The following is a 24,608-nucleotide window of genomic DNA, read 5'->3' as shown; positions in this document are numbered from 1 at the left end:
CACGCCTACCCGCCCACCAGCGACATGCGCACGGTGGGATAAGCCTTGCGCGCGCCCTGCGGCACGGCGCCGCGCAATTCCGAATAGCGGTCGCCACGCCGCTGCCAGTGCTGGCGCAGCACGGTTTCCAGCCCTTGCGCTGTGTCAAGGTGCGGCCGCAGGTCGAGTCCGTCGCGGGCGAACAGACAGCTAAACAGCTGGCCATCCGACGATACGCGCACGCGGCTGCAGTCGCCGCAGAACGGCTGCGACACGCTGGAAATGAAGCCCACTTCGCCGCCGCCATCCACATAACGGTAGCGGCTGGCCGTCTCGTGCATGACAGGCTTGCCTTCGCCCAGCGGCGCGAGGGGAAATTCGGCGGCAATCCGCGCGCGCGCCGCCTCCGACGTGAGCACATGCGTGCGCGACCAGGCGCCGATGCCGCCCACGTCCATGAATTCGATCAGGCGCAGGATCGCGCCCGTATGGCGGAAGTAGCGCGCCAGCGGCAGGATCTGGCTGTCGTTGACGCCTTTTTGCACCACCATGTTGACCTTCACGGGATGCAATCCTGCCGCCTGCGCGGCCGCGATCCCCTGCAGCACTTTTTCGACGGGAAAGCCGACGCCGTTCATGCGCTGGAAAATCGCATTGTCCAGGCTGTCGAGGCTGACGGTGACCCGTTCCAGTCCCGCATCCTTCAGCGCGCGCGCCTTGGCCGCCAGCAAGCTGCCGTTCGTCGTCAGGGCAATGCTGACGGCGCGCCCGTCCGGCGTGGTCAGGCGCGCCAGGCGCTCAATCAACTGCTCCAGGTTCTTGCGCAGCAGCGGCTCGCCGCCCGTGATGCGGATTTTATCCACGCCGAGGCGCACGAAGGCGCGCGCCATGGCCACGATCTGCTCGAAGGACAGGCGCTGGCCCGATGGCAGGAACGGGTAGTCGCCGGGGTACAGCTCGGCCGGCATGCAATAGGTGCAGCGGAAGTTGCACCGGTCGATGACGGAAATGCGCAAGTCCGTCAATGGACGGCCCAGCAGGTCCACGCATGGCGCAACATTGTCTGGCTGCCAGATGACTGGCTGCGGATACCCGATGGTGTTCACTGTACTTCCCCTTGATGTGTGCATGCGTCGGTGCCCAGCATAAGCGGGATGCGGACCGTCAGGGAGGTACAGTCCGGCGCCCGCCGATGGAGTACAGACGGGCCGGACCGCGCATCTACGGCGCCGGCGGCGCGGCAAGCACCGTGGCGCACAGCTGGGCACCTGCCGGGCTGAGGAAGGCGCTGCCGCCGCCGTTCTCCGCCGTGGCCACGATGGCCAGCCCCGCGCTGGACAGCGCATTGAGCTGGCGCAGCAGAGTGCTCATCTGTACCCCTGCCCGCTTGGCCAGCTTGGCCAGCGACCAGGGCTTGTCCGGCGCAGCCTGCCGCGCTTCCCACAGCAGCGCCAGCAGCGCTACCAGGGCCGCGTCCACCCCGTCTTCCTGTTGCATGTTCTTCCCCCGTTCAAGACGGGAAATGCGCGATACACTTCCCTTGCCCGCATCATAGATCACGGCCGGGGCTGGCGTGGCGCAGGTCCGCGTTTTGCCATCTGTACTCTGTTTTTTTGCCCGGAACTGTGCGCCTGCGGGGCAGCGCGCCACGCTTACCATGTGGGTGTCCCATCGCATATCATCAGGAGAGTCAGCATGAGCAAGCCAAAGTCCGACGCGCGCATCGCGCCCTACACCCATCCTGCCGCCGGCTGGGGGGCGCTCAAGTACGTGGCCATCAACCTGCTCAAGGAAAAAGTCGGCGCCGGCAACTACCGCGCGCTGTTCGAGCAGAACCAGCCCGACGGCTTCGACTGCCCCGGCTGCGCCTGGCCCGACCGCGAGCATGCGTCGACGTTTGAATTCTGCGAAAACGGCGTCAAGGCCGTGGCCGCCGAATCGACGAGCAAGCGCGTGCGTCCCGCATTTTTCCAGCAACATACCGTCACGGAACTGATGCTGCAATCGGACTATGCGCTGGAACAGCATGGCCGCCTGACGGACCCCGTGGTATACGACGCCGCCAGCGACAAATACCTGCCCATTTCCTGGGACGCCGCGTACGCGCTGGTGGCGCATCACCTGCAGGCGCTGGACGACCCGGACCAGGCCGCCTTCTATACGTCGGGACGCGCCAGCAACGAGGCAGCCTTCCTGTATCAGCTCTTCGTGCGCGCCTACGGCACCAACAACTTCCCCGACTGTTCCAACCTGTGCCATGAAGCCACCAGCCGCGGCTTGCCGGACACCGTCGGCGTCGGCAAGGGCACGGTGGTGCTCGACGACTTCGAGCATGCCGACACCCTGCTGCTGTTCGGCCAGAATCCGGCCACCAACCATCCGCGCATGCTGGGCGAATTGCGCGACGCGTCGCGCCGCGGCGCCGTCATCGTCTCCATCAACCCGCTGCACGAGCGGGGCCTGGAACGCTTCACCAGCCCGCAGCATCCGCTGGAAATGCTCACGGGCGGCAGCACGAACATTTGCTCGCTGTTCATCTGCCCGACCCTGGGCGGCGATTTCGCGCTGATCAAGGCCATGGCCAAGCGCGTGCTGGAACTGGACGACGAGGCCATCGCGCATGGCCAGGAGCGCGTGCTCGACTGCGCTTTCATCGCCGAGCACACGAGCGGCTTCGCGGCCTTCGCGGCCGACCTGCGCGCCGAAAGCTGGGACTTGCTGCTGGCCGAATCGGGCGTGGCGCGCGACAAGGTCGAAGAACTCACGCAGATCTATGTGAAAGGCAAGGCCGTCATTGCCACCTGGGGCATGGGCGTGACCCAGCACAAAAATTCCGTGGCCACCGTGCAGATCCTGTCGAACTTGATGATGATGCGCGGCAATATCGGCAAACGCGGCGCTGGCCTGTGCCCCGTGCGCGGCCACTCGAACGTGCAGGGCGACCGCACCATGGGCATCGAAGAGCGCCCCACCGGGGCCTTCCTCGACCGCCTGGGCCTGGTGTTCGGTTTCGCGCCGCCGCGCCACCACGGCTACGATGCCGTCGGCACCATCGAGGCCATGCTGGAAAAGAAAGTGAAAGTGTTTGTCGCGCTGGGCGGCAATTTCTTGATGGCCACGCCGGACACGCCGCGCACCTGGGAGGCGCTGCGCTCGTGCGACCTGACCGTGCAGATCGCCACCAAGCTCAACCGCAGCCACCTGGTGCATGGCAGGGATGCGCTGATCCTGCCGACGCTGGGGCGCACGGAAATCGACCTGCAGGGCGGCGTGGCGCAGGGCGTGACGGTGGAAGATTCGATGAGCATGGTGCACATCTCGTTCGGCATGAACCAGCCCGCTTCGCCCAATTTGCGCTCGGAAATCGCCATCGTGGCCGGCATGGCCCACGCCACCCTGGGCAGCGAGAAGATAGCCTGGCTGCGCTATGGCGGCGACTACGCGCTGCTGCGCGATTCCATCGAACAGGTATTCGACGACTTTTTCGACTACAACCTGCGCGTGGCCAAGCCGGGCGGCTTCCACCTGAACATCGCCTCGCGTGAACGGGTGTGGAAAACGCCGAGCGGCAAGGCGCAATTCCTCGTCAATGGCATCGAACTCGATACGCCGATCCGCCGCGCGCGCCAGCAGTATGGCGAGCGCCTGATGGTGCTGATGACCACGCGCTCGCACGACCAGTACAACACGACCATCTACGCCATGGACGACCGCTACCGGGGCGTGTTCGGCCAGCGCCGGGTCGTCTTCATCAACCGGGACGACCTGGCCATGCTGGGCTTTGCGGCCGGCGACTGGGTCGACCTGATCGGCGTGTGGCATGACGGCATCGAGCGCCGCGCCGACCGTTTCCTGCTCGTCGAGTACGATATTCCCCGTGGCTGCATCGGCGCCTACTATCCGGAAACCAATCCGCTGGTGCCGCTCGACAGCGTGGGCCACGGCTCGGGCACGCCGACGTTCAAGTCCATCCCCGTGCTGCTGGCGCCCTCTGCCGGGGCCGGCGCGTGATCGTTCGTTCCACCTCGAACTGGCTGCGCATGCTGTTCGTCTGGAACGGCTCCGTGCTGCAAGCCATCATGCCGCAATTGCTGCTGATGCTTGTGATCAGTTCGCTTGCCCTGCTGACGGACGGATGCATCTTCGGCGTCAAGATTCCGCTCGACACGGCGCCCTTTCCCATGGTCGGCATCAGCCTGGCGATCTTCCTCGGCTTTCGCAACAACGCCAGCTATGCGCGCTTTGCCGAGGCGCGGCATATCTGGGGACAATTGCTGATCGCCGCGCGGGCGCTGGCCTCGCAGGCGATCACCTATTTGCCGCAGGAAACAAGCGGCCTGGACCGCCAGTTGCTGCTGCGCCGCCTCGTTGCCTTCGCGTATGCGCTCAAGCATCAGCTGCGCCAGACGGACGCGCTGCCAGACCTGGCGCGCCACCTGCCGCCCGACGACGTGCGGCGCCTGCAAGCCATGGCCTACCAGCCCATCGCCCTGCTGCACTGGGTGCGCGCCATGCTGCGCGACGCCGCGCAGCGCCAGGGCGGCCAGGCGCAGCTGCTGTGGATGCTCGATACCCAGCTCAACGACCTGGCCGCCACGGTGGCCGGCTGCGAGCGCATCAAGAACACGCCGATCCCGTACCCGTACGGGGTGCTGGTGCACCGCACCGTGTACATGTATTGCTTTTTGCTGCCGCTGGGCCTGGTCGATGCCATCGGCGTGGCCACGCCCCTCATCTCCGTGTTTGTCGCGTATACCCTGTTTGCGCTGGAAGCCATCGCGCAGCAGATCGCCGAACCGTTCGGCTTGGCGCCCAATTGCCTGGCACTCAACGCCATGACGCGCGAAACGGAGCGCTCGCTGCTGGAACTGGATGGCCAGCCGCTGCCGCCACGGATCCTGCCCTGCCCCCGCTACCAGCTCGATTAGGCAGGGCAATGCGGGCATGGGCAAAAGGCGGGCCAGCATGGATCTGCTCGGGGGAATCCCACATTCTTTGCCGTAAAGCAAGTGCACGCTTGACTTGCCTGCGTTGCGGGCTTCCAATGATCATTGTTTCCGATTATTAATTTTTGTCCGCGGCACGGTGGCGCGGCAGCGATGAAAGGATGGCGCAATGGCACTGGCACAGGAGCAGCATCTGGCGGACAGGTGGCAGACGGGCGGCTTGAAACCGCGCGCCTGCGATTGCGGCGGCACGGTCTTCACCATCCTGCACCAGCGGGTGATGGCGGACATGCGGCGCCGGCAATTTCTCGGCGGCACGGCCGCCATGCTGGCGCCCTTCATCGGCCTGTCCGCCGGCGGCGCCATCGCCCAGCAGCCGCAGGCGGCCGAACGTCCCGTGCTGCTGACCAACCTGCGCCTCTTCGACGGCACGGGCAAGCCCCCCCGCGCCGGCATCCACGTGCTGGTGACGGGACCGCTGATCACGGCCCTGCTGCCGGCCGGCGCGAAGGTGGAAGGGGCGCGCGTCATCGATTGCCAGGGCAAGCTGGTGATGCCGGGCCTGATCGACGCCCACTGGCACACCATGCTGGCCGCCATCAGCCAGGTGACGGCCATGACGTCGGACGTCGGCTATCTGTACCTGGTGGCGGCGCAGGAAGCGCGGCGCACCCTGCTGCGCGGCTTTACGTCCGTGCGCGATCCGGGCGGCCCGGCCTTTGCATTGAAACGCGCCATCGATGAAGGCATCGTCGACGGCCCCCGCATCTTTCCGTCGGGCGCCATGATCTCGCAAACCTCGGGCCACGGCGACTTCCGCCTGCGCTCGGACATTCCCCGCGCGGCCAACGCGCCGCTGGGCCTGGCGGAAACGGCGGGCATGGCCATGATCGCCGATGGCGAAGCGGAAGTGCTGCGCCGCGTGCGCGAGCAATTGATGCTGGGCGCGACGCAGATCAAGATGCTGGCCGGCGGCGGCGTCGCTTCCCTGTACGACCCGCTCGACAGCACACAGTACTCGGAGCGCGAACTGCGCGCGGGCGTGGAGGCGGCCGACGACTGGGGCACCTACGTCATGGCCCACGTCTACACGCCGAAAGGCATACGGCGGGCCATCCGCGCGGGCGTGAAAAGCATCGAACACGGCCAGCTGGCCGACGACGAGTCCGTGCGCATGATGCGCGACGCGGGCACCTGGTGGAGCTTGCAGCCCTTCCTGCAAGATGAAGACAGCAATGTGTATCCCGACGCGGCGCGCCGGGCCAGCCAGAAGATCGTTGCCGAAGGCACCGTGAAAGCCTATGCGCTGGCGCAAAAATACGGCATCCGCACGGGCTGGGGCACGGACATCCTGTTCAACGCGAAAAACACGCCCACGCAAGGGCGCCAGCTGGCCAAGCTCACGCGCTTTTACGACCCCTTGGTTCTGCTGGCGCAGGCGACGGGGCAGAACGGCGACTTGCTGGCCCTGTCCGGCCAGCGCTCGCCGTATCCGGGCGCCCTGGGCAAGCTGGCCGCTGGCGCGTTTGCCGACTTGCTGGTGGCCGACGGTGACCCCACGAAAAACCTCGATTTCCTCGCCCAGCCGGAGGAAAATCTGCTGCTGATCATGAAAAACGGCCGCATCTACAAGGACAAGCTGGGTGCGCCGCTGGCTGCCGGCTAAGCAATGGCGTTGGCAAGCGGACGTGGCTGCAGCATAATGCGCGGATGTTCAAACTGACTTTTCTCGGCACCTCTTCCGGCGTGCCCACGCGCCACCGCAACGTCACGTCGCTGGCCCTGCAAACCACGCACAACCGCGACTGGTGGATGATCGATTGCGGCGAAGCGACGCAGCACCAGCTGCAGCGCATCGCCCTGTCCGTGCACGACCTGGTCGGCATCTGCATCACCCACGTGCATGGCGACCACAGCTATGGCCTGCCGGGCCTGCTGGCCAGCGCCTCCATGACGGGCCGCAAGAAGCCCCTGCTGCTGATCGCCCCGGCCGCCGTCAAGGCGTGGATCGACGCGACCCTGCTGCATACGGAACTGTTCCTGACGTATCCGCTGATCCACATCGACGTCGACAGCGCCCAGGTCGTTCACCAGGAGGCGGGCTTGACCGTCTCGCGCCACGCGCTGTCGCACCGCGCGCCCAGCGTCGCGTATCGCTTCGCATTGGAAACGACGAAATGGAAGATGGACAAGGCGGCCCTGCTGGCGGCCGGCGTGCCGCCCGGTCCCGCCTGGGGCGTATTACAGGCTGGCCAGGATGCCACGCTCGACGATGGGACGGTCTTGTCCGCCGCCACCTTCCGCCAGGTCGACACGGAGCGCGCCACGGTGGTGATCGGCGGCGACAACGATACGCCCTCCTTGCTGGCCGATGCCTGCGCCGATGCGCAGCTGCTCGTGCATGAAGCCACCTACACGGAAGCCATGCTGCAAAAAGTAGGCCCCGGCCCCACGCACAGTTCCGTGCAGCGCGTGGCACAGTTCGCGGAATCCGCGCGCCTGCCCAAGCTGATCCTCACGCACTTCAGCGCCCGCTATCACAACGCGGACGGCATGGCCGAACTGGAAGCGGAAGCCCGCCTGCATTACACGGGCACGCTATTCCTGGCGCGCGACTTTGATACGTATGAGCTTGATGCAACAGGCAAACTGAGCAAATTGGCGGCGGCCGATGGCAGGGTCCGCGTCGCGGCAAGTCATTGACAAGGAGGAAGCAGGATGGACAAGCAACTGATACAGGGCCGCATACGCGAATTGCAGGCCAACCATGATGCCGGCCAACGGCAGCTGGCGGAACTGGAGCGGAAGAAGGGCGAGCTGGAACACACCTTGCTGCGCATCAGCGGCGCCATCGCGGTGCTCAATGAGTTGCTGGCCGAAATGGAAAGCAAGCAAGCCGACAGCGCATGACCCCGCCTGCAGCATCGCACTGCGCGCCCACGCACGGGAACGCGCCGTCTGCCGCGAATGCCCGGCGCAAGCGGGCGTCCCGCCCCATGAGCCGGCTCGGGCCGTCTGAGCGTTCCCCGCATGATGCCATCCACGCAAGGTGCCTATGTTTTCCCGAAATATCCCCATGAAACTGATCGCCTTGTTCCTGTCATTGATTTCCACTGCCGCCAGCTGCGGCACCTTGCATCTGGAGAAAGCCGGATCGGGCACCGTGCGGCAAGCGGCCGATATCCGCTACGCGAACCACGCTGAACAACAGACTTACCGGCTGAAGATCGGCAATGCCTGGGTGAACGGCCGCTGCAGCAGCGGCGGCACGGGCAATTTGCACGCGCTGCTGGCCGACATGAATTTCGACGGCCATGCCGACCTGTGGGTCACGGGGTATACGGATAGCCAGGGGCGCATCCGCTGTTCCGATGTGTGGCTGTGGGATGCGCAAGCAAAGCGCTACCGTTTCAACAAGCCCCTGTCGGCCATCCCGAACCTGGACATCAGCATGGCGCAGAAAACCATCGAAGGCGGCATCGCCAATTGCGGTTGCGCGGCGCAATGCTACTATGAAGACCGCTATGCGTGGCAGGCCAGCAAATTGATCGCCATCGCGCGGCGGGAACAGGATTGCGAGCGCTACCGGGAATATCGCCTGAATGACCAGCAGGCCTTGATACTCGTCAAGGACGAAGTCATCGATGCCAGCAAGCCCGGCCAGCAGGCAATGGAGAATAAAACCATTTATGACTGGCAGCGCCACGCACAAGTCATGCGCAAGCCCTGGGAATGATGTTCATCCCCGGCCATCCTTCCTACTGACTCGACACCATCGAACACGACACATGACAACACATCCTGCAGCGTTCACCTTCCACGCCGCCAGTGCTGACGACACGGCCGCGTTTATCGCCATGCGCGGCCAGACGCGGGAAAACGCCGTTTCCGAAGAACGCCTGGCGGAAGCGGGCATCACGGCCGGCAGCTGGGCCGCGATGATCGACTCGGGCAACCTGCCCGGCTTTGTTTGCCTGCAAGACAGCCAGCTGGCCGGCTACTGCTTTGGCGACCGCACGACGGGCGAAATTGTCGTGCTGGCGCTCTTGCCCCCGTTCGAGGGCTTGGGCGCAGGAAAAACCTTGCTGGAACTGGTCATGGCCGAGCTGCGCGCGCAAGGCCATGCACGGCTGTTCCTCGGCTGCTCCGACGATCCCGCTTCGCGCTCGTACGGCTTTTACCGCTACCTGGGCTGGACTTCCACGGGCGAGACGGACCACTATGGCGATGAAGTACTGGAGTTCCGCTTTACGTCCTAAGCAGTCGCGCGGCTGGCATCCCACACGCGCAAGACCTGTGTAATGGCCGCGTCATGCACGGCGTAGCCGACGCCATCTCGCGCCTGGATGGACACGCCCGATAAGAAACTGTCGAAGACGGCCGCCAGCGCCGCGGCATCCGTCGCGGCAGACAAGGTTCCGCTGGCAATGCCGCGCGCGACGCAGCGCACGAAGCCGGCCCGCGTGCGGGCGCGCGATTGCGTGAGCGGTTCAGCCACGGCCGCGTGCTCGGCCGTCGGCGCGCTCATGCAGCCCAGCGCCACCATGCAGCCGGGCGGATGTCCCGGCTCGGACTGCATTTTGGCCGACTGGCGCAAGGCCAGTTCGATGGCATCGCGCGGCGCCAGGCCATCGTCCCACAGGCACTCCGTCACGCGCGCGTAAGTATCCAGATAGCATTGCGCCGACTCGCGGAACAGCGCTTCCTTCGAGCCGAATGCCGCATAAAAACTGGGCGCGGAGATGCCGCCGCCCAGGGCCGCCTTGAGCTGGCTCAATGAAGTCGATTCATACCCTTGCTGCCAGAATAAAAACATGGCCTGCTCCACCGCCGCCTGCCGGTCGAACGTGCGCGGCCGTCCCATTTGCGCCATCACCCACTCCTTTTTTTCGTCACTTACATACTACTCGATACAGAAGTCATTGACAACGCATCCCGCCCTCGCCTATATTTATACCGATCGATACATATATATCGCCACAACGGCCCGGGGCACGCTTGCGCCTGGCCACCTTACAAGGATGTTTGCCGTGAATCACGCCACCCTCACCACCGGAGCCAGCCCTGTGCTGGCCGACCGCCTCCCCGTCGCCGGCCTGCTGGCCCTGGCCATGACGGGGTTTATCTGCATCGTCACGGAAACCTTGCCCGCCGGCTTGCTGCCGCAAATCAGCGCCGGATTGGCCGTGAACGCCGCGCTGGCCGGGCAAATGGTCACCGCATATGCGCTGGGATCATTGCTGGCGGCCATACCGCTGACGATTGCCACGCGCGGCTGGCGCCGCCGCAACGTGCTGCTGCTCACCATCGTGGGCTTTCTCGTGTTCAACACCATCACGGCGCTGTCGTCGCACTACTGGCTGACCCTGGCGGCCCGCTTCTTTGCCGGCATGGCGGCCGGGCTGGCCTGGAGCTTGCTGGCCGGCTACGCGCGGCGCATGGTGACGCCGCAGCAGCAAGGACGCGCCCTGGCGCTGGCCATGGTGGGCACGCCTGTCGCCCTGTCGCTGGGCGTGCCGCTGGGCACCCTGCTCGGCTCGCTCGTGGGCTGGCGTGCCGCCTTCTGGATCATTTCCGGCCTGACACTGATCCTCATTGCCTGGGTGCTGGCGAAAGTGCCGGATTACCCGGGCCAGTCCGCGCACGAGCGCATGCCCTTGCGCCGCGTCTTCGCCACGCCGGGCGTGCGCGCCGTGCTGGCCGTCGTCATCGCCTGGATGCTGGCGCATAACATTCTCTACACCTACATCGCCCCGTTCGTCGCGCCTGCCGGCCTGGCGGGCAGGGTCGACCTGGTGCTGCTCGTCTTCGGCGCCGCCGCCCTGGCCGGCATCTGGATCACGGGCAAGCTGGTCGAGCGCCATTTGCGCAGCAGCGTGCTGGTCAGCCTGGCCGTGTTCGCCGCCACCGCGCTCGTGCTGGGCGTGGCATCGCACCTGCCTGCCGTGATCTACCTTGCCGTGGCCGTCTGGGGCCTCACGTTCGGCGGCGCGGCCACCTTGCTGCAAACGGCGCTGGCCGACACGGCCGGCAGCGGCGCGGACGTGGCCCTGTCGATGAACGTGGTGGCGTGGAATGGGGCCATCGCCGCCGCCGGCGTGGTGGGCGGCGCCCTGCTGCAAGCATGGGGCGTGGCCGCCTTTCCCTGGGCCATGGCGGCATTGATCTTGCTGGCGTTCGTGATCGCCTGGTCGGCGCGCGAGCATGGCTTCCGGCCGGGACGGCGCAGCGGCGGCGCGCCCGTCTCGGGGCATTGAAGCTCGATGCGCTTAGCCCGATGCGCTTGGTTGAATGCTCTTAATTAGCGGCTGGCACGTTCACGATGCGGGGCACGTGCCCCGTATGCGCCAGGAAACGAATCAAGCTGGCATGCGATAGCGCGACTGTCGCCGTGTTGCGCAGCGGATGGGCTTGCACAGCATCCGCATCCCACACGCCCTGGTCCAGCACCAGCTCCACCGCCTGCGCGCTGTCGTGCAACAGCGCAAACAGGCTGACGGAACCGGGCGCGATGCCCAGGTACCGCAGCAGGCGCTCGGGCGAAGCCATGCTCAGCTTACTGGCCGGCAACAGCCGCCCCAGCGCCACCAGGTCGACGCGCTTGTCGAACGGCACGATGACGAGCACATGCCGGCGTCCCTTTTCATCGCGCACGAACAGGTTTTTCACCATCAGCCCGGGCATGGGCGGTACGTGCCGCAGCGCTTCCTCGATGGTGTGCACGGCCGGATGCTCGACGAGCGTATCATCGCCGGCGCTGCTTTCCAGCCAGCGGGACAGTGTGTGGTGCATGGCAATTGCCTGGAATGGGTGAACGATAAGGCAATTGTAGCGGCGCGCCGCGGCGGGCGGTGAGTTTGCCATTGCCATTGCCATTGCCATCGCCGTCAAGACTGCTTTTTATCCTCTTCCTCGCCTGCCATGTCTTCCTTGTCTGTTGCCGCCAGCCCCCAGTCATTCCAGCCTTCGCCAAACAGCTCGATGGGATGCTGCGTGCGCTCGGAACCATTACCGCAGCGCATGGCATCCGGCGGACAATACTTGTCGCAGCCCCAGCAGATGCGCTCGGGGTTCCTGGGGTTCAAGGGAAAGGGTTTGGCCATGGGCGTCGAATGGGATCGGTTGAAGTCACTGCGACGACTCTAGACCGGGCGCGGGGAGGCGGTCAAACGAATTTCGGCGGGGAATTTGTCCAGGGTCAAGGTTGTACGGATTGTGGAACTTCGGCATGGCACACCGTACGTTATTCCTGCGCGTTCCTGGTAGATGTGGAACTCCCAGCACGGTCCGCGTATAGTGAATGCTGCCGTACGCCGCCTGCTGCGCCTTCAGCTCGTCCAGCGCATACACCATTGTCACCGTCGCACCGGATATAGGCTGAGCAGCTTGCTGCCCTGCTTATGCCGCGCATAAATGCTTTCTTCCGCTGTCGACCCGTCAGCCAAGTGCAGGGTGAGGCTGTTGACCCGGTCACTGCTGCGCCTATCTTGGCCCGCGAAATATGTCCGCTCAATGCTGCCCGTCAGCGTCCGCAGTCGCCGGCCTTATGCTTGCCCACGACTCTTCGAAGGCGAACAGACCGTGGCTGCCTTTCAGGCCCACGTGGGGCTTGAAATGGTCGAGGCTGAGCGCCCGGATCTTGGCGACGCGCCCAAGGTCTTGGGCCGGAGATTCGGCGAGGGTGTACACGGATCTTATAATGCGCAGAAGTTCCTGAAAATGGTCAGAATAGCTCATGCAGTAAAAATCTGGATTTGAACAGTAGACTTCGCCCCCGCAGAACTGGCTGTATTACTACTTACCCACGTGCCTTTAACGAATTAAGTCGCTTCTGGCGCTTCTCAAATGCCGGGTGAGTGTCGAATACGCTGATGACTCCCTCCTCACTCTCAGCTAGTAGAGAAAGCGCAGACATCATATCTTGATACGATGTCATTAGTGCACCGTCAGCGTCGGCAACAAACTCACGCTCCCGACTGTAGGCAAAGAACGCGCGATTCAAGACATGATTTAACGAAAAGTAAGCGAGAATTACGCCAGCGGGCCAGACTAATATGGGGAGAAACCCTCTCAATGCCGACGGCACCCTTTTTAGTTCCTCGGAAATTTCAGGAAATATAATCACAAGCAGCACAGTAATAGCTGCCATTCCCGCCAGTACCATCGCTACACTTTTCAGCACGCTCTTCGACAATTCCGACAGCAGGTGCGGATAAATTCGAACAGCGTGACTAAAAGCAAGAATATAGGTTTTATTTTTCGAATCCCCATTTTTTAGATGGGCGATCTCGTGCGCAGCAATCGCCATTAGTTGTCGATCATCAGCTGCTTCCAGCAAACAGGAAGAAAAAGCAATTAATGCCTTTTTACCAAATACAGAAGAAATTGTAAAAGCATTGGCTTCATCACTACGATACGATCCGATTCGCACTTCCTCATCCAAATGTGCTACCAAGGGCGCAATTCTCTCACTTACTTCGTTGCCAAAAGTAATATGGAGATCTCTAGATATCTTTTCAACAGCATCATAAAAATACTGAACAGTGATGAGCAATGGCATCCCCAAGGCGGCGCACAGTACGCTCAAGGATGATGTAACCCGTCCTGCAACAGCGAAATTCTTGCAAATTATTAAAATTAATAAAGATATAATAAAAAATCCCCATGCCCCAACGAGACTGTACTTGGCGAACTTCGCTTATGAATTAATAATAGCCATGCATGCCTTCAATTTGTCTATACCAAATAAATTACTCAATAGGAAAAATAATTTCCATTGTGAAATTATATTACGATTGGGAGAATTTAGGAGCTTGTGTGTCGTCCCCATTGCACCATGCAGTTTCAATATCTAGCGGCAGAACATTAGAGTGCCAAAGGCAGTCCATCGTTCCATACATAAAGTCGCAAGAGGGTCGCTAGAGTCGCGAGCGCCGTCACAGGGTCACAGTCACGACACTCAGTCAGTCACGCAGTCACGGGGGCAGGTCTGCCATCAAGGCACGAACTGATGCATTGGCCGCCTTGGAAGCTAGCTCAGTCGAACTGTGGTAACAGGGTAGTAACAGGGTAAGCCTACCCTGCCAACAGCCCCCGATGCAACACTAGCACCGAAAGACTCAGTTGCCGACTCTAAGATTAAGTGCAGATTATTTTCGCAAGCGATTTCCTTAAAATCTTCATGAGCGTATTCAAGCCATTCAAAAAATGCTTCGCCTCGTTCAGGATTTGATTCCCATTTGTCTGCGAAATTTTCAGCCGAGTCAGTCGGATTTTCTATCCACCATATGCCGTTACGCTTTTTAATATGCAAATGCATATTATCCAAAATATGCGCTAAGGCCTCCGATAGATTACGCTGATTTCCGTACGCTCTCGCAGCCAACGTCGTGATAATCACTGAGATTGGCTTAACATCCGGTCTTGACGAAAAACGGATGTCGCGATGCCTCTTCAAAATCTGGATGACACGCTGCAGGGGCGTTTTTACGCCATGCTCAGGAACGTCTTCAACGTTTGCGCAAGCCTCAAGAGCAAGCTGTGCCCGCTCCTCGTTAAAAGCAACAACCATTCTTGACTTGAACCATTCGGTAAAACCACGAGGGTTGCTATGAGGCCAGCTTTCCGCCCGTTCACTGAAGTTAGCAGAATCAGTGTCAGTAATTGGGATTGCAGTTTGCGACCAATCAGAACTAAGACTCAAGGATTCCAGAGCAATTTTTCTTCCCTCGCCATCAGGAATAGCAGGTAACGCGTCAAGGTGAACTTGCGCACCTTCAGAATAATCGAGGGTCCAGCATCGGCGCCCTTCAGAAACCTCCTTCATACCATGTTGCTTAGCATAGAGCTTCATCTCGACGCCAAGCTTTTTTTTAAGCTCTTTTTGCGTTACCTGATGCTTACCAAACGACAGCTCGCACACCAAATCGATGTCGTAATGCTCGTCGTCATTCACCGGACGGATAGGTGTACCCAAGCGAAACGAACCCTGAACATACACGTCGTGAGATAGCCCCCTGAATCGCCGGACACAGTCTATGCATTGTCCTTACGACTAGGAATAGGACTAGGCATATGACTAAGAGCAAGCAAACAATCGAGGTGGTAACGGTCAGCGACGAGAAGCGTCGTCGGTGGTCCGCAGCTGAAAAGGCGGCGCTGGTGCGTGAAACGTACGAGCCTGGGATGAGCGTTTCGCTGGTGGCGCGTAAGCATGGTATCAGTGCGAGCCAGCTGTTTAACTGGCGCAAGCTGGAGCGGGAAGGTGCCCTGGTGGCGGTCCATGCTGGCGAATCGGTGGTGCCGGCCAGCGAACTGGCGGCTGCCCGGGCCCAAATCGCGCAGCTGCAGCGCATGCTGGGCAAGAAGACCATGGAGGCGGAAATCTTGAAAGAAGCCGTGGACTTCGCTCGCGAAAAAAAGTGGATTGCGCGCGCGCCCTTGTTGCCAAAGGACGACCAGTGAAGCCGGTCTGCCAGGCCTTGGGCGTGGCGCGCTCGCACATTATGGATTTGATGACGCGGTCTTCGGACTGGATTGATGGCCGTACCGTGCGCCAGATCGACGTGCTTGCCGATCTTGCCTTGGTGGAGGCTGTACGTGCGGAGATTGGCCAATTGCCGACGTACGGTTATCGGCGCGCTGGCGCGCTGGTCAATCGTCGCCGTCTGGCTGCTGGCCTCACGCTGTTCAACCACAAACGCTTCTACCGTGTCATGAAGGCTTACCGGCTGTTGCTCCCGAAAGCGCCTAAGCGGGTCGTGAGCGCGCGCGTGCATGACGGCGTGGTGGCTGTGCAGGAATCGAATCGACGCTGGTGTTCTGACGGCTTCGAGATCGGTTGCGATAATGGCGACGTGGTCACGGGCGTTTACCCTGGAGAATCTGTTGCCCTTTCGGGACCATCCGGTTGCGGAAAAAGTACGCTATTAAATATTCTTTTAGGAATACTGCCGCCAACTGGAGGGGATGTCCTTATAGGCAAGGCGAGCATTCGCCGGGTCGGAATTAATGCACTTCGCCGAACGATTGGAACAGTTCTTCAAGACGACGTATTGTTTGCAGGTTCTATTTCTGAAAATATCAGCTTTTTCGATCCACTTCCAGACCAAGCATGGATATCAGAATGTGCTGCCATGGCTGCTATTGCAGAAGAAATTAACGCAATGCCAATGGGGTACAATACTTTGGTAGGAGACATGGGTACTGTACTATCGGGGGGGGGGAAAAGCAACGGATCCTCCTTGCGCGAGCTTTGTATAAACGTCCTACCATCTTGGTTCTTGACGAGGCTACTAGTCACCTTGATATTGGTAAGGAGAGTCAGGTAAACGCCGCAGTGCGTTCACTCAATATAACGCGAATAATTGTCGCACATCGCCCGGAAACAATCGCATCGGCAGATCGGGTAATTGTGCTGGTAGGGGGGCGAGTGGTACAGGATGAAAAAATTCTGCGCCCGGCTGACGCGACACCTTCAATCGCCGCCTAACCCATTTAAAGCAGGTCGCTCGTGCCAGATTAAAATATTATAGTCAGTTTCCCATTCATAAATAGTAAAAAACTGGAGAATATTTATGCAACAAAAACCATACTTAAAAAAAATTGGAATATATAAAATAATTTTCCCTCTCGCAGCAGCGTTAATTTTAATTTCAACAAGTGCTAAATCACTTGAGCTGGTGGATTCAGTCCATTTCTCCGGACAGGTTTTTAGTTCGACCGGAGTGATTCCAGAGAAATTGTCGGTGTTGGCCGACTGTCAAGACCAACGGGAGCGAATTCTAGGTAAAATTGAAGGTGGTCGGTATCATATCGATCTGCCGCCTGGCATCACTTGCAGTATTGTGATTGCTGAGTATGAGTGGGATTCTGATCCTCAGCCTGTATTCGATGCCCGTACCGCAATACCACTCCCAGTTTTGGTCTATCCACGACAGGTACCTGAACCTAATCTTGCTCGCGAATTATTAGAAATGGGCCGGCAAGATAGTGTGATGCGGCGATCCTGGGCTAATGAGAGGCAGAATTCGACCTCTACGAAGCAGATGCAAACTGATGATAGTTTGCGTCAAAAGCGATTGATGAAAATTATTGAAAAGAAAGGCTGGCCGACGCATTCCATGGTAGGGGCGCAGGCTGCGCGCGGAGCCTGGCTTATAGCTCAGCATTCACCGGCTGAACAATTAAGGCACTGGTTGGAGTTGATGCAGAAAGCGGCAAGAAAACATGAAATTAATCTTTCAAATCTCGCGACGTCGATCGATCGCGTACTTGTCAACGACAATAAAATGCAAATCTACGGCACCCAGTATCGTAAGCGCGAGGACGGCGTCATCGAGCCCAAACCGATCGAGGATTTTGCTAATATCGATGCCCGCCGCTTCAGCATGGGTATGTCGTCCTATGCACAATATCTCGAGGTTATTCAATCGTCTCCTCCCTAAAATCTTAAACGGCTCTGTCGCACAGGTAACCAGCCGAAGAGCGATCCGGTGGATTACGATGCCCGCACATTGAACGCGCCATACTCAACTTCAAGAGTTTTCAATCGCTTGATCCTGGACCGCATTCTGTAGTGTACGGCTGCGGTCGGACCTGCGTGAATTGGTGCTGCTGATCGTGGACAGAGACAGCAGCATGCGCAACACTCTCCGTCGCGTACGAGCGAGAGCGCTGGCTTACCGCGAGCGCGAACCTGGCAGGTGGCATCAGGCTATGGTCTTGTACCACCGAATCATGCGAGCCAAGCAGGCAGGTGTCTCGTCTGCAAAGACCGGCCGCTATGTCAATGGCATCGGGGTCAGGTCTGCCATTCAGACACGGACTGATGCGTTGGCGGTCGTGGTAACTGGTTCAGTCGAAAATCTAATTAGAACCACGAACGCGCGCCCACGGCGCGCGTGGCCGCCGCGCAGCGGCAGCAGGGGGAGGATTCGGGGCGGGCTGGGCCGGTAAGCCCAGCCCTTCGAATCTCACACGCAGGGCGCCGCCCTGCTCGCTTCCGCCAGGCAATAAAAAACCGCCCGAAGGCGGTTTCTTTATTTCCTGGCGGAAGCGGTGTAATACGAATAGCCAGTATTCATGGGGCTCTTACAAGACACACAAAAAGCATACCTACCATTCTACCTACACCACGAATATCCTTGTAAAAATTCTATTGTAAGCCAACGCCTCCGCCGCAAGGCTATCTAGGCCTTCATCACTTTGTCTATATGGAGGTTTGCTCTGCCGAACCTGTCGCCATGCTAAAAGTGAAAATTGTACGCTCCCCGGTCGAGTCAACAATCAGTTCGCCTTCATGGGACTTGGCGATTTGTGACGCGATGTACAAACCTAAACCCAAGCCAGAAATTCCCGGGGCGGTCTCCGTACCGCGCCAAAATGGCTGAAAAAGGCGCCCCAATATATCCGGCCGAATTGCGTTGCCCTGGTTGCTGACGCATATCTGCAATACACTTGCATGACAGTGGGCTGTCACATCAACAGCCTTCTCTGGATCACCATGCATAAGTGCGTTCACTAACAGGTTCGACAGTAATTGTGTCAGTCTGCCCGGATCGCAACGTAGCTGCTGTGGCACGTCAATATCGGTATTAATGACGCGGCCAGGATAATTGCTCTCAAGTTCAGAAACAACATGGCGTAATTGAGCGTCTAAATCGCTAGCGATCGTCATAGCGAGGGGAATTCCTCCGCCAAGTCGGCCGCGAGCAAAATCCATTAAATCATCTACCAAATGCGCTATACGATTGCCGCTACGCAAGATGCGGTCTGCAACACTGTTGACTTTGTCCAAAGGCGACATAAGCTTGATCAGCTCAGCACCATTGAGAATAGAAGACAGGGGCGTACGCAAATCATGACCGAGGACCGCGATAAACTGTTCACGCAACTCCGCGGTATCACGCTCTTCCTGGAGAGCATCTTCACTAAGAATAACGCGCTTTTCAGTATCCAGTTGTAAGGAGATTAGCTCAGCATACAAATGCAACGAATCGATTACCTTTCCTGTCGAAAGGTCATTCGGTGCAGGATCGAGGCCGCACAGAGTACCAAAGAACTCACCATTTTGCCAATATAAGGGTACTGAGAAATAGCTTTCAAACCCGTATTGCTTGGGTGTTGGGTGGTCGTGGTAAAGAGCACTGGTGCTAACGTTGTCGATAAAAACAGAGGCTCTTTGCTCACGGACGGTATCGCAAAGAGTGCTCGACAACACAAGTTCAGAGCCCGGCACCAGGCCAAAACCCAACCTGTCGAGGAGAGCACACGATGTCCAAGTATTATCGGTTATCCGCGCAATGCACACGAAACGCAAGCCAGTGGATTCTGCGATGACACGCATAATTTTTGGCACGGCCGCAATCGATTGCACCAACACAACATCGTTAAATTTTAATTCCCCAGCCGTTGATAAATTACTCATGAATTATCGTTATCTCTAAGAAGAATTCTGTTGCACGGTGTTCGAAGTTGGGGACGAAAGTGAGCCAAGCTTTTAACAAAAAGCCGTTTTGCGAGCTGGCGATTCATCATTGGCAACAAAAATGCAGCGTGTATTTTCGAAAGGCTGGCAACAAGCAAGCAATTATACGCTTAGCCAGTTACATCTAGCGCACCAAGTATCTCGGCTAAGGCAGCAGGTTTTGTCAAATGAAAATTAAAACCGTTGGCTTTGGTCTGAGCACGTGTCGCTTCGTCGCCCCAAGCTGTGAGGGCAATAATTTTGACATGCTGGGACTGTGCTTCCTGCCTCAGCATTTGTGCGACTTGGATACCACTAATGTCTGGCATGCCAAGATCAAGGAAGACTACGTCAGGGGTGAAAGAATTTGCGGTTTGCAACGCTTCGGCGCCGCCATAGGCTGGCCGGGCATCGTGGCCGCACATGACTAAAAATTCAGCGATCAGATCCGCTGCGTCGCGATTGTCATCGACGACCATGATACGTAGAGGTGGGTGCTGGCTTGCCATGATATATCCGCCATTAGTGTGGTGTCTACGTAACTAGACACATGTTGGGCCGGCAAATTTGGGGGCGGCACGGGTAGGCCAGTCGGTGGCTGTGACTGAAAAGAAAAGTATGCATTAAAGGAATTATACATAATTTTTAGTTAAACATGCCTAAGCCTCAAGTTCGTTCACGGAAAATGCACTGGCAGTAGCATGGACGCTCATCAACAGAGCTAGCTCTTCATATGGGTACGGCGGCCCAACCAACAATTTTTCACTCAAAATCTAAGGTAGCAACGCTTTGATCGTTCTTGTTTTTATTAGCTCATAAGCGAGTGCTTCCGCTTCGATACGCGCTCCTCGAACAGTTTTGAAAGCAGTCAGGGTGGATAGCAGGAATGGGGGCACATACCGCTGTTGCGTTTCACCGTTCGTCGTAAAAAAAATTCGCCCCTGATACTTCCCCTCTTCATCTTGCCGGGCATCTATATGGAACTCAAATCCGTCAACTTCATAACCCGTCTCATACTTCATCTACGTACTTTCCTCCAGCCAATCTGCAGAACTGCAATCCTCGGAACACTCATCAAAAACCTTAAAAAGTTATCAAAAACAAATGACATAGTCAGCAAACTTATCTATGCTATTACACATTACTATTCGATATTAAGGCAAGGTTGAAAAATGTTGCTAAATATACAATCCGCACTTGCTCATGTTCAATGCCTTGGGCCAGGTTCCCATAGTGATAAACGATATCATCAACCTGTATTTAAACGTAGTGTCAGCATCCTCATTGTCGATGCTAGTCAAGACCAAGCCGAAATGTTCGCTACTCTATTAAACATCTACGGCCACGACGTAGTGTCTGTGTATACGGGACCGGATGCACTGTCGATATCGAGACAACGTAGCTTTGAAGTTATTTACATATGTAGCTCATCAAACAATATTGCACCATTTGAACTTGTTGCAAAACTTAAAAAATTACGTCACCTTACGAATACTTTTTTCGTGGCGCTTTCGGGACATATGGGACTTACCTATCGCACTACAGCATTGAATGTTGGTTTCAATTATGTTGTTGTCAAGCCTGCAGGCATAGGAGACATATGCGCACCAGTCATTGACAAGGCTAGCAATTTTTCCAAATAATTTAGCATTCCCACACCCCCCTCTTCTAATATAAGATTTTTTTTAATCTATTTTCAAAATATCCGTTCAAAAAATAATATTGTTTACAATTACACATTAACTGAAAAACAAATGAAGAATTGATTAATTCTTACTTGCGTTAAAATATAGCCATATGAAATTAATTGCATACATCCCTCAATAATATATATTGCTTCCTTTTTAAACTTAAAACTCCAAGTCTAATACGATTTTTTACAGTTCCCAATGGCTCCGCCACCAAATTCGCAACTTCTGTGTGACTAAGACCGCCGTAGTATGACAGATAGATTACTTCCATTTGAGACCCATTAAGATTTTTTAAGTATTTCATAAAAATGACTGAGGTCTGCTTTTCACTTAAAATAGCCTCGGGTTCGAAAAAAACATTAGATGTATTTTTTTCGTCCATTTCTTTCAAATTTTCATTTCTAAGATAAACTTCAGCTACTCTCAATGCGTCCAGAGCTTTGTTTTTAACAATCTTTCTCATCCACGTCACTGGACTTCCCATATTTGGATTGTAACGATTGGCATGAAGCCAAATCGAAGCAAATGTTTCCTGCACAACCTCTTCAGCAATTTGCATGTTCCTAACAATTTTATATGCATAGAATAACAATTGCTTGTTCGATGATTCATAAAGCAATCTAAAAGATTGATTATCATTTTTTTCGATCCAAAAAATTAAATCAGCATGCTTATTTCCCCTAACGGCGACAATTTCACCATTCATAATTAATTAACCCCGAAGAATTTAAAATTTAATTAAATAATGCAATTATTGCAATGATGCAAAAAAGCCATTAGAACACATTCAGCAGTGAAGTATTTTTCAATCATAACGTGACCTTCCAAAAAAATCCTCACCATTTGTAACCAAAAAAATTATAAAATTTTATGTTCCATACCGCACATAACTCCCTGGATTTTGACATTGCGGAATGATGGTTTCTACTTTAGAGTTTCTTTCCGCGCGTTGCAGGCATGACGCAACATCTCTATATTGTCAACTGAAGAATGGTTCCGAATCACACACTCTCGACTTTCAGCTCACCGAGCACGTCAAGCGAAATGTATGATTGATGCTATGTATCCTAGCCAAACATCGATAGGCAATTCAATTAGTGAAACGAATAGTCATATGCTGTCGGGTATGATCGCTATTGCCGCGGTGTAGATCGCAAAAATGACAATTTACCTACCTGCCTTCTGGTATCGATGGCGGCTCCGTCCCGACAAAACACAGCCAGGACTGCGCATAGTCGCAAAACTGCATGTCTTTTTTGCTGCGTTCAAACCCTGACAACACCATGCGCCCATCCCGATACCAGAGCAAATTCACATCGAAAAGTGTCTCAACGTGGTTTCCGCTTTCGCCGTAAGTGAAGCGGGCCAGCTTGACCAAGCGGTGCAAGCCTTGGTCTGTGGTTTCAACGACTTCCAACGTTCCGGGCCGGGCCGAGTTATAGCGGTCATGCAGCCGTCGCTTGGGCACCTCTACCCCAGCAAGGCGCATCTTTAACATTTTAACAATCATTGTGACACCTGAGTAATGCACTGTACATGCATACAGTATATCAAGAGTTCTTAAGGCCGCAATGCTTGGCAATGATGCGAGGGCGTGAAGATGAACCATGCGCAGAATACAGACACCAATGCATGGGCAGAAGCGCGCCAGGACGCGGCACAGCGCGAAAACAAAACCGTTCCCACGTCGCAACGCCAGCCGCAGAAAAAACCGCTCAAAGTGCGTCAAAATGCGTCAAATCGCATGTCCCCACTTCACCCCGCTGCGCCAGTCCTCATGCGCCTTAGGCCATGGCGCAAATTTGAGTCAAAAGAGCCCTATATAGCGGGCAGGTGTGGAGGGGGGACAACTGCGCGCGCCGGGCCGAAACGGGGCTTTTTCTTGCATCTAAGGCAACGTCGTTCACCGGTAAGTGAAAAATCCACCTCGTGAGAGGCTTATGCAACGGCTGAGGCGCTCCGGCGCAGTGGGCTATCGCAACCCCACCCCACCCTACCCGCTACCGCAGCGTGGCGGTCATCCTGTGCGGCCAGGGCATATCATATGAAGCGAAACGCGACATTTACACTTTCGCTCAGTCGATCATCAACATGAACTGCACCGGCATGAGCACCCGCTCGTTACTGACTAAGACGCGCAGAGCCGATCCCACTGGCCCAAAGCCGCTGGCTGTGTAAGGCAGGATGGCAACCAACTGCTATTAGAGGGATACGGGCTGATGCATTGGCTGAAGGGACGATAGCGAGTCTTCCACTCGTGTAAAACAAGTTTCTTCCACGCCCGGCACCTTGATTTATGTTGCAACAATTCTCCTGGGAAGGGAGATCGTAAAAATGCAACCGACATTTGGAATACTATGTACGCAAAGCGCCCCTCCGTTTGCCGCTACGCTTTGCTTTGCTATCGTGAGACCTAGGCCAGCACCAGTTCTATTTTTCCCACTTTGCGAAAACGGCAGAAAAATCGATTCCTCAGTGCCTTGGGGTAAACCTCCACAATTGTCTTTTACGTCAATTCTAATGTTTTGAGCTGACGCATATGCACTAAGCAATACTTGAGTATTTTTACGTGTGAATTTAAATGCATTCTGCAAAATATTAGCTAATGCAGCCAACAGTAAAGATCTATTACCTGAGATTGCCAAATCAACATCCACTGGCATTACTTTAAAAGTACAGCTATAGTTCCCTACCGAGAGTTCTGCAGATGCCTGAGCTTCCGCAATAAACGAAGACAAACTAAAGGTGCTCAATACGACTTCTGAATTACCTACGCCCTTAATATCACTCAAAGATTCATCTATTAATTTGCTTAAGCTCAATATACTTCGCTCAAGTATTGCCCCAGTAGCCCCTGAAAGATTTAAGTTGCCGATTTTTGCAGCAGTAAATGCCAATGATGTCGTTCCCAATAGGTTTCGAAGTTCATGAACGAAATATCCGAGGCGTTCATTATTGTCCTTCACAAGTTTTTCTGCAGAGATGAAGTCACGTTGATAGCTAAACTCCGTTACCGCATCTGCAATCGCATTGTCCAAACACCGATTCAACGTTCGAAACTCCTCAACCTGAAAAGGCGCATCACGCTCAATTGCCAAATCTGTAATTGCCTGACAAAGATCCCCATAGTCATGAACAACCTGATCAACCGTGAACCCTAGTTCTAACAACTCCCTTCCGTGCGCCGCCGCTGTTACGCCCATCTCTGATAAAGCTAAACCACCACCCGCAGGACCTGAGATTTTCTGGCTAACAGCTGGATCAGACGTTCGCTCTATTGCAAGCGTCCTGATCAACTGATCTAGAAACATTGGAACGCCATTTTGTAGCTGCACTTTAGATGCTTGTCGACCTGGACGCCCCGAAACCTTCTCTCTGCAACGAGCAGCGAGATTCTCTCGATTATTAATAAGAAATTCGTACATCATTGTCTGCTCCTATGGGCGTCGTCAGACACCTATAGCTTGATGCCAGAAAAGCACCACAGCCCTTTTCAATACTAGCACTTATTGCAAAAAAGTTACT

23 protein-coding genes and 2 pseudogenes are annotated in these 24,608 nt (G+C 56.6%); 12 read left to right on the top strand and 13 right to left on the bottom strand.

The window, feature by feature from the left end; genetic code table 11:
- Positions 1–5: 5 nt before the first annotated feature.
- On the bottom strand, positions 6–1,109 hold the full coding sequence (gene moaA, locus ACZ92H_RS21830) for a GTP 3',8-cyclase MoaA (RefSeq protein ID WP_465051005.1): 1,104 nt from the start codon (positions 1,107–1,109) through the stop codon (positions 6–8).
- Positions 1,110–1,200: 91 nt separating this feature from the next.
- Positions 1,201–1,476 carry a helix-turn-helix domain-containing protein gene (locus ACZ92H_RS21825; protein WP_465051004.1) on the bottom strand — a complete coding sequence of 92 codons (276 nt, stop codon included), beginning with the start codon at positions 1,474–1,476 and terminating at the stop codon, positions 1,201–1,203.
- Between the two features lie 198 nt (positions 1,477–1,674).
- Between ACZ92H_RS21825 and ACZ92H_RS21820 the strand changes: the two genes are divergently transcribed.
- From ACZ92H_RS21820 to ACZ92H_RS21790, 7 genes are all read left to right on the top strand, one after another.
- Positions 1,675–3,990 (top strand): FdhF/YdeP family oxidoreductase, encoded by a 2,316-nt coding sequence (locus tag ACZ92H_RS21820; RefSeq protein WP_465051003.1) that lies wholly within the window; start codon positions 1,675–1,677, stop codon positions 3,988–3,990.
- Positions 3,987–4,907 (top strand): bestrophin family protein, encoded by a 921-nt coding sequence (locus ACZ92H_RS21815; RefSeq protein ID WP_465051002.1) that lies wholly within the window; start codon positions 3,987–3,989, stop codon positions 4,905–4,907. Before ACZ92H_RS21820 ends, ACZ92H_RS21815 begins: the two co-directional genes overlap by 4 nt.
- 187 nt (positions 4,908–5,094) lie before the next feature.
- Positions 5,095–6,591 carry a metal-dependent hydrolase family protein gene (locus ACZ92H_RS21810; RefSeq protein WP_465051001.1) on the top strand — a complete coding sequence of 499 codons (1,497 nt, stop codon included), beginning with the start codon at positions 5,095–5,097 and terminating at the stop codon, positions 6,589–6,591.
- A gap of 44 nt (positions 6,592–6,635) precedes the next feature.
- Positions 6,636–7,628, top strand: coding sequence for a ribonuclease Z (locus ACZ92H_RS21805; protein WP_465051000.1), 993 nt, complete (start codon positions 6,636–6,638; stop codon positions 7,626–7,628).
- Positions 7,629–7,643: 15 nt separating this feature from the next.
- Positions 7,644–7,835, top strand: coding sequence for a hypothetical protein (locus tag ACZ92H_RS21800; protein ID WP_465050999.1), 192 nt, complete (start codon positions 7,644–7,646; stop codon positions 7,833–7,835).
- Positions 7,836–8,001: 166 nt separating this feature from the next.
- A complete protein-coding gene (locus ACZ92H_RS21795; protein WP_465050998.1) occupies positions 8,002–8,661 on the top strand; it encodes an XAC2610-related protein in 660 nt (219 codons plus the stop codon).
- A gap of 52 nt (positions 8,662–8,713) precedes the next feature.
- On the top strand, positions 8,714–9,184 hold the full coding sequence (locus ACZ92H_RS21790) for a GNAT family N-acetyltransferase (RefSeq protein ID WP_465050997.1): 471 nt from the start codon (positions 8,714–8,716) through the stop codon (positions 9,182–9,184).
- Here ACZ92H_RS21790 and ACZ92H_RS21785 read toward each other — a convergent pair.
- Positions 9,181–9,798, bottom strand: a complete 618-nt coding sequence (locus ACZ92H_RS21785) for a TetR/AcrR family transcriptional regulator (RefSeq protein ID WP_131377897.1) — start codon at positions 9,796–9,798, stop codon at positions 9,181–9,183. The genes ACZ92H_RS21790 and ACZ92H_RS21785 overlap by 4 nt on opposite strands.
- Before the next feature lie 238 nt (positions 9,799–10,036).
- On the opposite strand from ACZ92H_RS21785, the gene ACZ92H_RS21780 reads away from it, so the two are divergent.
- Entirely contained in the window at positions 10,037–11,182 is a 1,146-nt protein-coding gene (locus ACZ92H_RS21780; RefSeq protein ID WP_465051107.1) for an MFS transporter, read from the top strand.
- A 40-nt stretch (positions 11,183–11,222) separates the two neighbouring features.
- Here ACZ92H_RS21780 and ACZ92H_RS21775 read toward each other — a convergent pair whose 3' ends face one another.
- From ACZ92H_RS21775 to ACZ92H_RS21760, 4 genes are all read right to left on the bottom strand, one after another.
- Entirely contained in the window at positions 11,223–11,717 is a 495-nt protein-coding gene (locus tag ACZ92H_RS21775) for a prolyl-tRNA synthetase associated domain-containing protein (protein ID WP_465050996.1), read from the bottom strand.
- 95 nt (positions 11,718–11,812) lie between these two features.
- A complete protein-coding gene (locus tag ACZ92H_RS21770; protein WP_465050995.1) occupies positions 11,813–12,028 on the bottom strand; it encodes a DUF3079 domain-containing protein in 216 nt (71 codons plus the stop codon).
- 695 nt (positions 12,029–12,723) lie between these two features.
- A complete protein-coding gene (locus ACZ92H_RS21765; RefSeq protein ID WP_465050994.1) occupies positions 12,724–13,512 on the bottom strand; it encodes a M48 family metalloprotease in 789 nt (262 codons plus the stop codon).
- Positions 13,513–13,956: 444 nt separating this feature from the next.
- The gene (locus ACZ92H_RS21760) at positions 13,957–14,925 is read right to left on the bottom strand and encodes a cyclic GMP-AMP synthase DncV-like nucleotidyltransferase (RefSeq protein WP_465050993.1); all 969 of its coding nucleotides are present in this window, start codon (positions 14,923–14,925) and stop codon (positions 13,957–13,959) included.
- Positions 14,926–14,999: 74 nt separating this feature from the next.
- On the opposite strand from ACZ92H_RS21760, the pseudogene ACZ92H_RS21755 reads away from it, so the two are divergent.
- The 3 genes and pseudogenes from ACZ92H_RS21755 to ACZ92H_RS21745 all read left to right on the top strand — a co-directional run.
- Positions 15,000–15,799: pseudogene (locus ACZ92H_RS21755) on the top strand (transposase); the annotation flags it as partial.
- Positions 15,794–16,416: pseudogene (locus ACZ92H_RS21750) on the top strand (ATP-binding cassette domain-containing protein); the annotation flags it as partial. The pseudogenes ACZ92H_RS21755 and ACZ92H_RS21750, both read left to right, overlap by 6 nt.
- 85 nt (positions 16,417–16,501) lie before the next feature.
- Positions 16,502–17,371 carry a DUF6624 domain-containing protein gene (locus ACZ92H_RS21745; RefSeq protein ID WP_465050992.1) on the top strand — a complete coding sequence of 290 codons (870 nt, stop codon included), beginning with the start codon at positions 16,502–16,504 and terminating at the stop codon, positions 17,369–17,371.
- 764 nt (positions 17,372–18,135) lie between these two features.
- Here ACZ92H_RS21745 and ACZ92H_RS21740 read toward each other — a convergent pair.
- From ACZ92H_RS21740 to ACZ92H_RS21730, 3 genes are all read right to left on the bottom strand, one after another.
- Positions 18,136–19,353, bottom strand: a complete 1,218-nt coding sequence (locus ACZ92H_RS21740; protein WP_465050991.1) for a GAF domain-containing sensor histidine kinase — start codon at positions 19,351–19,353, stop codon at positions 18,136–18,138.
- 170 nt (positions 19,354–19,523) lie between these two features.
- A complete protein-coding gene (locus tag ACZ92H_RS21735) occupies positions 19,524–19,901 on the bottom strand; it encodes a response regulator (protein WP_465050990.1) in 378 nt (125 codons plus the stop codon).
- A gap of 264 nt (positions 19,902–20,165) precedes the next feature.
- A complete protein-coding gene (locus ACZ92H_RS21730; protein ID WP_465050989.1) occupies positions 20,166–20,414 on the bottom strand; it encodes a hypothetical protein in 249 nt (82 codons plus the stop codon).
- 150 nt (positions 20,415–20,564) lie between these two features.
- On the opposite strand from ACZ92H_RS21730, the gene ACZ92H_RS21725 reads away from it, so the two are divergent.
- Entirely contained in the window at positions 20,565–21,035 is a 471-nt protein-coding gene (locus tag ACZ92H_RS21725) for a response regulator (protein ID WP_465050988.1), read from the top strand.
- A gap of 160 nt (positions 21,036–21,195) precedes the next feature.
- Here ACZ92H_RS21725 and ACZ92H_RS21720 read toward each other — a convergent pair whose 3' ends face one another.
- The 3 genes from ACZ92H_RS21720 to ACZ92H_RS21710 form a co-directional block, all read right to left on the bottom strand.
- On the bottom strand, positions 21,196–21,789 hold the full coding sequence (locus ACZ92H_RS21720; RefSeq protein ID WP_465050987.1) for an RNA polymerase sigma factor: 594 nt from the start codon (positions 21,787–21,789) through the stop codon (positions 21,196–21,198).
- Positions 21,790–22,254: 465 nt separating this feature from the next.
- Positions 22,255–22,593 (bottom strand): hypothetical protein, encoded by a 339-nt coding sequence (locus ACZ92H_RS21715; protein ID WP_465050986.1) that lies wholly within the window; start codon positions 22,591–22,593, stop codon positions 22,255–22,257.
- 784 nt (positions 22,594–23,377) lie between these two features.
- Complete coding sequence (locus tag ACZ92H_RS21710) at positions 23,378–24,511, bottom strand: sensor histidine kinase (protein ID WP_465050985.1); 1,134 nt, start codon at positions 24,509–24,511, stop codon at positions 23,378–23,380.
- Positions 24,512–24,608 lie beyond the last annotated feature (97 nt).

It is taken from the genome of Janthinobacterium foliorum, from assembly GCF_978021625.1.
Note: the sequence above shows the minus strand (reverse complement) of the source record. Positions and strands in the feature narration are given on the sequence as shown.

Bases quoted from the DNA above. Each gene is read 5' to 3' on its own strand.
- moaA (WP_465051005.1), bottom strand. From the start codon at position 1,109: ATGCACACATCAAGGGGAAGTACAGTGAACACCATCGGGTATCCGCAG.
- ACZ92H_RS21825 (WP_465051004.1), bottom strand. From the start codon at position 1,476: ATGCAACAGGAAGACGGGGTGGACGCGGCCCTGGTAGCGCTGCTGGCG.
- ACZ92H_RS21820 (WP_465051003.1), top strand. From the start codon at position 1,675: ATGAGCAAGCCAAAGTCCGACGCGCGCATCGCGCCCTACACCCATCCT.
- ACZ92H_RS21810 (WP_465051001.1), top strand. From the start codon at position 5,095: ATGGCACTGGCACAGGAGCAGCATCTGGCGGACAGGTGGCAGACGGGC.
- ACZ92H_RS21805 (WP_465051000.1), top strand. From the start codon at position 6,636: ATGTTCAAACTGACTTTTCTCGGCACCTCTTCCGGCGTGCCCACGCGC.
- ACZ92H_RS21800 (WP_465050999.1), top strand. From the start codon at position 7,644: ATGGACAAGCAACTGATACAGGGCCGCATACGCGAATTGCAGGCCAAC.
- ACZ92H_RS21795 (WP_465050998.1), top strand. From the start codon at position 8,002: ATGAAACTGATCGCCTTGTTCCTGTCATTGATTTCCACTGCCGCCAGC.
- ACZ92H_RS21790 (WP_465050997.1), top strand. From the start codon at position 8,714: ATGACAACACATCCTGCAGCGTTCACCTTCCACGCCGCCAGTGCTGAC.
- ACZ92H_RS21785 (WP_131377897.1), bottom strand. From the start codon at position 9,798: ATGGCGCAAATGGGACGGCCGCGCACGTTCGACCGGCAGGCGGCGGTG.
- ACZ92H_RS21780 (WP_465051107.1), top strand. From the start codon at position 10,037: ATGACGGGGTTTATCTGCATCGTCACGGAAACCTTGCCCGCCGGCTTG.
- ACZ92H_RS21775 (WP_465050996.1), bottom strand. From the start codon at position 11,717: ATGCACCACACACTGTCCCGCTGGCTGGAAAGCAGCGCCGGCGATGAT.
- ACZ92H_RS21770 (WP_465050995.1), bottom strand. From the start codon at position 12,028: ATGGCCAAACCCTTTCCCTTGAACCCCAGGAACCCCGAGCGCATCTGC.
- ACZ92H_RS21745 (WP_465050992.1), top strand. From the start codon at position 16,502: ATGCAACAAAAACCATACTTAAAAAAAATTGGAATATATAAAATAATT.
- ACZ92H_RS21740 (WP_465050991.1), bottom strand. From the start codon at position 19,353: ATGAGTAATTTATCAACGGCTGGGGAATTAAAATTTAACGATGTTGTG.
- ACZ92H_RS21735 (WP_465050990.1), bottom strand. From the start codon at position 19,901: ATGGCAAGCCAGCACCCACCTCTACGTATCATGGTCGTCGATGACAAT.
- ACZ92H_RS21730 (WP_465050989.1), bottom strand. From the start codon at position 20,414: ATGAAGTATGAGACGGGTTATGAAGTTGACGGATTTGAGTTCCATATA.
- ACZ92H_RS21725 (WP_465050988.1), top strand. From the start codon at position 20,565: ATGTTGCTAAATATACAATCCGCACTTGCTCATGTTCAATGCCTTGGG.
- ACZ92H_RS21720 (WP_465050987.1), bottom strand. From the start codon at position 21,789: ATGAATGGTGAAATTGTCGCCGTTAGGGGAAATAAGCATGCTGATTTA.
- ACZ92H_RS21715 (WP_465050986.1), bottom strand. From the start codon at position 22,593: ATGATTGTTAAAATGTTAAAGATGCGCCTTGCTGGGGTAGAGGTGCCC.
- ACZ92H_RS21710 (WP_465050985.1), bottom strand. From the start codon at position 24,511: ATGATGTACGAATTTCTTATTAATAATCGAGAGAATCTCGCTGCTCGT.